We start from the raw sequence: 6834 nt of genomic DNA, 5'->3' as shown, positions 1-6834 counted from the left end.
AGCGCGAGGAGCAGCAGATGAGCCCCACGCATCGGACCTTCGACTGCGACCAGCCCGGTCACGAGCAGCAGAGCGGCCGGGAAGATGATCCAGTCAAGGCGCTTCACGTCGGCGCCTCGCACGGATTGCCCGACGCAGATGAGTGGCGCTCACGCTTGGTGGGCACGCAGGAAACGGAAGAATTCGACGCCTTCGCGCAGGCGCCGTTTCATCATGTCCCAGCTCGTCAACATCTCGCGCAGGATCTCCCAGATCTTCGACGGGCGGAAATAGAAACACTTGTAGAAGTTTTCGAGCTGATGGGAAATCTCGTCGCGTGACAGATGCGGATAGCCGATCGCCGCGAGCTGCACGCCTTCTCTGCTCACGAGGTTGATCACCTTGTTCTCTTCGAGCCAGCCGTTTTCGACGGCCTTGTTGTAGACGACTGGTTGCGAGTTTTGACGCTGACTGTTTACGCCGACCGAAAATTCAGCCACATGTAGGGATCGCGCCGACTGAAAATTGAGCCGGGCAATCAACCTATCCTGCTAGTTTTTCTGGCAGGGTGTTTGGGGATGATCCCGATGACGATGATTGGCAAGGTGCGGCGGATGTTCCACCGCCAGAACAAGTCGGTACGCGAGATAGCGCGTCTCACAAGCCTGTCGCGCAACACGATTAGTAAATATCTGAACATGGATGTTCAGGAGGAGCCGAAGTATCAGCGGCGCTCGCAGCCGACGCGGTTGACGCCGTTTCATGAGGTGCTGGTGCAGGCGCTCAGTGTCGACGCGCGGCGACCGAAGAAGGAACGCCGCACCGCCTGGATGCTGTTCCAGGAGATCAAGGCTGGCGGCTACGACGGCTGTTACTCGCGGGTGACCGATTTCATCCGGGCCTGGCGGCAAGGCGAAGGCAAGGCGGTTTCGAAGTCGGCGTTTGTGCCGTTGCGATTCGAGCTGGGCGAAGCATTCCAGTTTGACTGGTCTGAGGAAGGACTGGTTGTCGGCGGCATTTATCGCAAGCTCCAGGTGTCGCACATGAAGCTGTGCGCGTCGCGGGCGTTCTGGCTCGTGGCCTACCCAAGCCAGGGTCACGAGATGCTGTTCGACGCCCATACGCGCTCGTTCACGGCCTTCGGCGGGGTGGCCCGCCGGGGCATCTATGACAATATGAAAACGGCCGTAGACAAGGTGCACAAAGGCAAGGGTCGCACAGTCAATCCGCGTTTCGCAGTGATGTGTTCGCACTACCTGTTCGATCCGGACTTCTGCAATGTCGCCAGTGGCTGGGAGTATGGTGTGGTAAAAAATATGTGCTGCTCGATAACGAACTAGGCCAAGGCAGCGCCTTTGTGGAAAGCGAACAGCACATATTATTCGGTTACAAGGTGCGGAGGAAGGCCATCAGGTCGGGCTGATCCCGCCATTGCTTTTGTCCTTCGGCATCACCTTCCACTTCGCATGTCGCCAGCGCCCGCGTCTTTGTTTCCAGATTGATCTCGGCGTAGATATTGGTCGTCTCCAACGAAACGTGCCCAAGCCAGCCGCGTATCGTATTGATGTCGACACCGGCCTGGAGTAGTAGCGAGGCGGTTGTATGCCGAATCACATGTGGGTGTACATTCTTGCCGGCAAGTGACGGCGCGTTGGCTGCAGCGCGGATAGCGCAGCGCTTGACCAGGGAATGAATGCCGGAGCGCGTCATCGTCTGGTGGAACCGGTTGAGGAACACCGGCGCGGCGGCGTCCCTTCCCTCGGACTGTGTGCGCAACGCATCGAGCGTGGATTTCCAGAGCGGGCAGCGGCGATGTTTGTTCCCCTTGCCGACGATGCTGACCGAACGCGTGTGCCAGTCAATGTCGCCAATCTTGAGCTGCGCAGCTTCGCTTGCACGCGCTCCTGAGTTAAACATGAACAGCAGTAACGCGTGTTCGCGCTGCCCCTGCGCCGTATTCACGGCGGTGGCAGCAAGCAGGGCGTCCATTTCCTGCTTGTCAAGATAGCTGATCTCTGGCCGACTGGTTCTCTTGACGGGAATCAGGTGAATCTGCGCCCACCAGTCGACGTATTCCGGTGCATGTTCGCCGATGAAACGGGCCAGCGCATGAATGCCGCCGAGTCGCTGGTTTCGTGTGCTGACCGTACAGTGACGCTGTTCTTCCATGTGTGCCAGGAACAGGCGGACCATTTGCGGAGAGAGATCATCAACGGTCAGGCGGTCGATCCGCTTGTCGACCTTGGTGGCCAGATACGGCAGCAACAGGATGAGCATGTCGCGGTAACTTTTTTGGGTATTGACGGCAAGGTTACGTTCGCCCACCAGATGCTCGATCAGGAAACGCCGGATCCACGGACCCAGCAAGGATGAGTTATTCATGATGCGCCTCCAGAACGTAAGCTTCAAAGCGCGTGCTCGCTTCATTCAACAACTCGGGCGTCAGGGTAAGGTAGCGTTGGGTGCCCGCGAGATCAATGTGGCCGAGATAGGTGGCGAGCTGCGGCAACAACAGTTGCAAATCCGCGCCGCAGCGATACCAGTAAACTAGCCGGTGCACTGCGCCTGAGTGCCGCAAATCATGCAACCTGGGCTGGCAGGACACACCGCCTTCGCGTTGGATATTTGCCAGAATGCGCTGTCGCTGAAAGGCCCTGCGCACAGCGGTCTGGGTCAGGGGACGGCCATCGCGGAAACAGAAGAACGGCGCGTCTGGTTCCTGCCCAAATTTCTGATTGCGTTGCCGGGCGTAACGTTCCATCGCACCGTTCAGATCTGCTCCAAGCGGAACCAGCCTCGACTTAAAAAATTTGCTCTCGCGGACGTGCAGGACGGCTTCGTCAAGATTGACGTCTTGCATGGTCAACCGCAAGGCTTCGCCATGCCGGAGGCAAGCGCCGTACAGAATCAGAATGAGTGCGCGCAAAACATATGCATCCAGCGGAACGTGTGGACTGCATACCATTGATGCCGTGTCGAGCAGGCGCTTTAGTTCTTCCTGGGAATAAATATAGGGTGTTAGCGGTGGCGGCAATTTCGGACTGTAGCGAGGAAGCGGAGAAGCCGTGGCATACCCACGCGAAAGGGCAAAACGAAACAGGCAGTCAAGTACTGACCTTCTCTTCCGCCAATGGTTAGTCAGCGGCCTGTTGCCAGTCAGGAAGTCCTGTACCTGTTCGACCGTGACCGACTCCACATCAATGTTGCCATCAACCCGGTGGCAGAATGAGGCAAGCGTGGCCGCCTCGGAATCGAAGCGCATGCCCAACGCCCGTTTGTGGCTCACGTATTGGGCGACAAGTTCGGAGAGCTTCATAGCAGACTCCCCAGATCGATTTCGGCCACACACCGCAGTCCGGTCAGGTCAACCTTTGCGTAGGTTCTCGTCGACGAAGCGCTGCGATGGCCGAGGTGATCACCGATCTCCTTCAGCGCAAAACCAGCGTCAAGTAAATGCCGGGCATTGGCATGCCTCATGCAATGTGCGCCGCGCCGCGGGATATCAATGCCAAGCGTCGCGAGACGCGAGCGGACAATGCCGCTTACGCATCCGGGTGACAGCGGTCGGATCGGCGCCTCGACCGACAGGAACAATTCGCGATGGGCGCTTCGCGGACGCCCTTCCTTCAGGTAGCGCAGAATGGCGTTTCCAACGGTTGCCACTAGCGGGTATTGCTGTGTGCAGCGTTGCTTCGGACGATTGACATGAAGGATCTCGCCGCACCAGTCTATATCCTCCAGGCGAAGCCGCACTACCTCGCCGCGCCGCAGTCCGTAGACGACCAGCAGCATGATCATCGCACGGTTGCGTAAATCGATTGTGCTGTCGCCGGCAAAACTCGTGACAAATCTTTGCACATCCTCCCAATTCGGCCCGAGCGGCAAACCCTCCTCCCTATACACCACTGGTGCTTCAATGCCCGACGCAACGTTGGTAGCCCACCCTTGTCCTTCTAAGTACCGGAAGAAATTGCGCAGCGTGCTCGCAAGCGCGTGTAATGAGGCTCTGGTCCAACCGTGGTTGCTTTGGTACGCGAGATAGGTGTCGACATCGTGGATAGTGAGAGCATCGAGTGCCTTGTCAGGGCGACAGACCATTGCCAGAAAATGGCCGATCTCATCACGACAGGTTGAAATCGTAGCAGAGGAAAGTCCTCGCTGGTCGCGCATGAAATCGATGTAGTGCTCGACATAGCGAACAAATGGTTCTTGTATAGGATGCCGTTCCTCCAGACGCCCCAGGAAGCGCAGCCAGGCCGTGGCAGTATGGATGAACAGAAGGCGCGAGCTGCGGGACTCGTTTGTGCGTTCGCTTCGAACGAGACGAATCCGATGGTCAACCGCAAACGCGATTTCCTCGTGCGTTATTTGCCCCAGCCGGGACAGATCCATGCTCTTTGAAAAAACCAGCAGGATCCAGGCGATCTTCCGGATCGACATGGGCGGATAACCCAGTTCCTGACAATGTACGAGGAAGCGCTTCCTGGATTCCACGCAGGACGCGAGATTATGGGCAGCAAGAACATGCGGACGCGTAAAGAGAGTCTCGAACATGATATTCCCCATCGTTGATCAGTGGAATATCAGTATCAGCCTGAAATTATGTCGTCATGGAAACGTCAACGCGATAGGCGATGCGGGGCTGTTGAGAACCACTGCGACATATTTTTTACCGCACCATATTCATGATTATGGCCTCGAGGCCATAACTGGGAGAAAGGCGTCGTCGAGAAGAACGTGCAGGACAGCCGCCTGCGTATCTGCATTGAGGCGCGTGGGCAACGCTTCGGCAGTTTCGCTGATCTGAATGCATGGCTGGCGACGCGGTGCCGGTCGTTGTGGGATCAGGTGAAGCATCCGGACTATCGTGAGCTGAGTGTTGCCGACGTGTTCGAGCAAGAACGCGCCCATCTGATGCCGATGCCAACACCGTTTGACGGTTATGTTGAGCGTGCGGCACGAGTCTCGTCGACCTGCCTGGTGGTGATTGGCCGCAATCGCTACTCCGTGCCATGCGAATTCGCAGGCCAGATGCTCAGCACGCGGCTCTATCCTGGCCGTGTCGTGGTGGTTGCCGACGATGCCGTGGTGGCCGAACACGATCGACTGGCCGACGAAGGACAGGTGCGATACGAGTGGCAGCATTACATCCCGCTGATCCAGCGCAAGCCAGGAGCCCTGCGCAACGGTGCGCCGTTCCATGACATGCCCGAGCCGCTGCAACGGCTGCGTCGGGCGTTACTACCTGAGCCAGGTGGCGACCGGGTAATGGCTAAGGTTCTGGCGCTGGTCCCGGAAAGCGGTCTGGATGCCGTAGTGGTTGCAGTCGAACTCGCATTGGAGCAGGCGCCGCCCTCCGGGCGCGTGAGCGTCGAGCATGTGGTGAACGTACTGTCGCGCATGCGCAGCGTGCAGATGCCGCCGAAGATCGATACTGCGCTACAGCTGACGACACCGCCGCTGGCCGACACATCGCGCTACGACGGGCTGCGCCCGGCACTGCAACAGCCGGAGGCCGGTCATGCGTGATCTGATCGTCGAACTCAAACACTTGCGGCTGCACGGCATGGCGGCCGGCTGGGCCGAACTGCTCGAACAGATGAATGTCGAGGCGACGTCTTCGCAATGGCTGCTCGAACGGCTGTTGCAGGCCGAGGTCGCGGATCGGGCCGTGCGTTCGGTCAGCCACCAGATGAACGCGGCGAAGTTCCCGGTGCATCGCGACATCGCGGGCTTCGACTTCGATGGCTCGCCGGTCGACCGTCAGCTCGTCACGCAACTGGCCGGCATGACGTTCACCGAGGGCGCGCACAACCTGGTTCTGGTCGGCGGCCCGGGCTCGGGCAAGACGCATTTGGCGACCGCCATCGGCGTGTCCGGCATCATGCACCACGGCAAGCGGGTGCGCTTCTACTCGACCGTGGATCTGGCCAACGCACTGGAGCAGGAGAAGGCGCAGGGACGCGCCGGGAGGATCGCGGCGAGCCTGCTTCGCCTCGACCTGGTCATTCTGGACGAACTCGGATATCTGCCCTTCAGCCAGGCCGGCGGGGCGTTGCTATTCCACCTGCTGAGTCGCCTGTACGAGCATACAAGCGTTGCGGTGACAACGAATCTGGACTTCGCCGAATGGTCCAGTGTGTTCGGCGACGCGAAGATGACCACGGCATTGCTGGACCGGCTGACGCATCACTGCCACATCGTGGAAACCGGCAACGAAAGCTACCGTTTCCGCCATAGCAGCGCCAGTGCAAAGAAGCGTATCCGCTCGCGCGAAGCAGCGCGCAGAGCCGACGGTGCGAGCGCGAACGAATCGGCCTGATCGTCGCTTGCCGCGCGGCGGAAGCCGCTACGGGCTACGCCCTTCGCAGCTTCCGCCGCGCAACGAGGCCCCACACGAAGGAGGACAAGCACTCTCGAAACCCATACACTTATCCACAACCGGTCCTGCTTCAGACCGGTCTCCACCCCGGCTCAAAACTCGATCGGCGCGGTGGCTCAAAATTCAGTCGGCGCGGACAAGGCAAGGACGAGATGACAAAGGCGTCCAGCAGTTTGCAGGACCTGAGGCGAGGAATATACGTCAAGGCGAAGGCTGAACCGTCCTGGCGTTTCTGGGGTTTGTACGTCCACGTCTGCAAGATGGAAACGCTGCGCGAAGCGTATGCGCTGGCCAGAAAGAACAACGGCGCACCGGGTATCGACGGGGTGACGTTCGAGGTCATCGAGGCGCAAGGCGTGGAGGCGTTCCTTGAGCGGATACGGGACGAACTGATCGGGCGTGCCTACGTACCGCTACGATCCCGGCGGCAGGAAATACCGAAGGACGGGGGCAAGGTCCGTGTCCTTTCGATT

The 6834-nt window shown here is 59.2% G+C and carries 4 protein-coding genes and 4 pseudogenes; 4 read left to right on the top strand and 4 right to left on the bottom strand.

The genetic code is table 11. From position 1 onward, the window contains the following. Positions 1-149: 149 nt before the first annotated feature. Positions 150-425, bottom strand: a pseudogene (locus PQR02_RS39165) (hopanoid biosynthesis associated radical SAM protein HpnJ); the annotation flags it as partial. A 141-nt stretch (positions 426-566) separates the two neighbouring features. Here PQR02_RS39165 and istA point away from each other — a divergent pair. After that, a pseudogene (gene istA, locus PQR02_RS39160) lies at positions 567-1292 on the top strand (IS21 family transposase); the annotation flags it as partial. Positions 1293-1365: 73 nt separating this feature from the next. Here the strand turns inward: istA and PQR02_RS39155 are convergent. The 3 genes from PQR02_RS39155 to PQR02_RS39145 are packed head-to-tail and all read right to left on the bottom strand — an operon-like array spanning position 1366 to position 4533. Then, entirely contained in the window at positions 1366-2361 is a 996-nt protein-coding gene (locus PQR02_RS39155; RefSeq protein WP_408243187.1) for a tyrosine-type recombinase/integrase, read from the bottom strand. Beyond that, positions 2354-3295, bottom strand: a complete 942-nt coding sequence (locus PQR02_RS39150; protein WP_408243186.1) for a tyrosine-type recombinase/integrase — start codon at positions 3293-3295, stop codon at positions 2354-2356. The genes PQR02_RS39155 and PQR02_RS39150 overlap by 8 nt, the downstream gene beginning before the upstream one ends. Further along, positions 3292-4533, bottom strand: a complete 1242-nt coding sequence (locus PQR02_RS39145; protein WP_408243185.1) for a tyrosine-type recombinase/integrase — start codon at positions 4531-4533, stop codon at positions 3292-3294. Before PQR02_RS39145 ends, PQR02_RS39150 begins: the two co-directional genes overlap by 4 nt. Positions 4534-4689: 156 nt before the next feature. Between PQR02_RS39145 and PQR02_RS39140 the strand changes: the two are divergent. The 3 genes and pseudogenes from PQR02_RS39140 to PQR02_RS39130 all read left to right on the top strand — a co-directional run. Next, positions 4690-5508, top strand: a pseudogene (locus tag PQR02_RS39140) (Mu transposase domain-containing protein); the annotation flags it as partial. Then, entirely contained in the window at positions 5501-6301 is an 801-nt protein-coding gene (istB, locus tag PQR02_RS39135; protein ID WP_408243184.1) for an IS21-like element helper ATPase IstB, read from the top strand. The pseudogene PQR02_RS39140 and the gene istB, both read left to right, overlap by 8 nt. Positions 6302-6513: 212 nt before the next feature. Then, positions 6514-6834: pseudogene (locus PQR02_RS39130) on the top strand (group II intron reverse transcriptase/maturase); the annotation flags it as partial.

Source organism: Paraburkholderia sediminicola, assembly GCF_046026895.1.
Classification (GTDB): domain Bacteria; phylum Pseudomonadota; class Gammaproteobacteria; order Burkholderiales; family Burkholderiaceae; genus Paraburkholderia; species Paraburkholderia sediminicola_C.
The sequence above is the reverse complement of the archived record's forward strand: the minus strand, read 5'-3'. Positions and strand labels throughout refer to the sequence as shown.

Excerpts from the sequence above, each read along its gene's own strand:
- PQR02_RS39150 (WP_408243186.1), bottom strand. The coding sequence starts at position 3,295 with ATGAAGCTCTCCGAACTTGTCGCCCAATACGTGAGCCACAAACGGGCG.
- PQR02_RS39155 (WP_408243187.1), bottom strand. The coding sequence starts at position 2,361 with ATGAATAACTCATCCTTGCTGGGTCCGTGGATCCGGCGTTTCCTGATC.
- istB (WP_408243184.1), top strand. The coding sequence starts at position 5,501 with ATGCGTGATCTGATCGTCGAACTCAAACACTTGCGGCTGCACGGCATG.
- PQR02_RS39145 (WP_408243185.1), bottom strand. The coding sequence starts at position 4,533 with ATGTTCGAGACTCTCTTTACGCGTCCGCATGTTCTTGCTGCCCATAAT.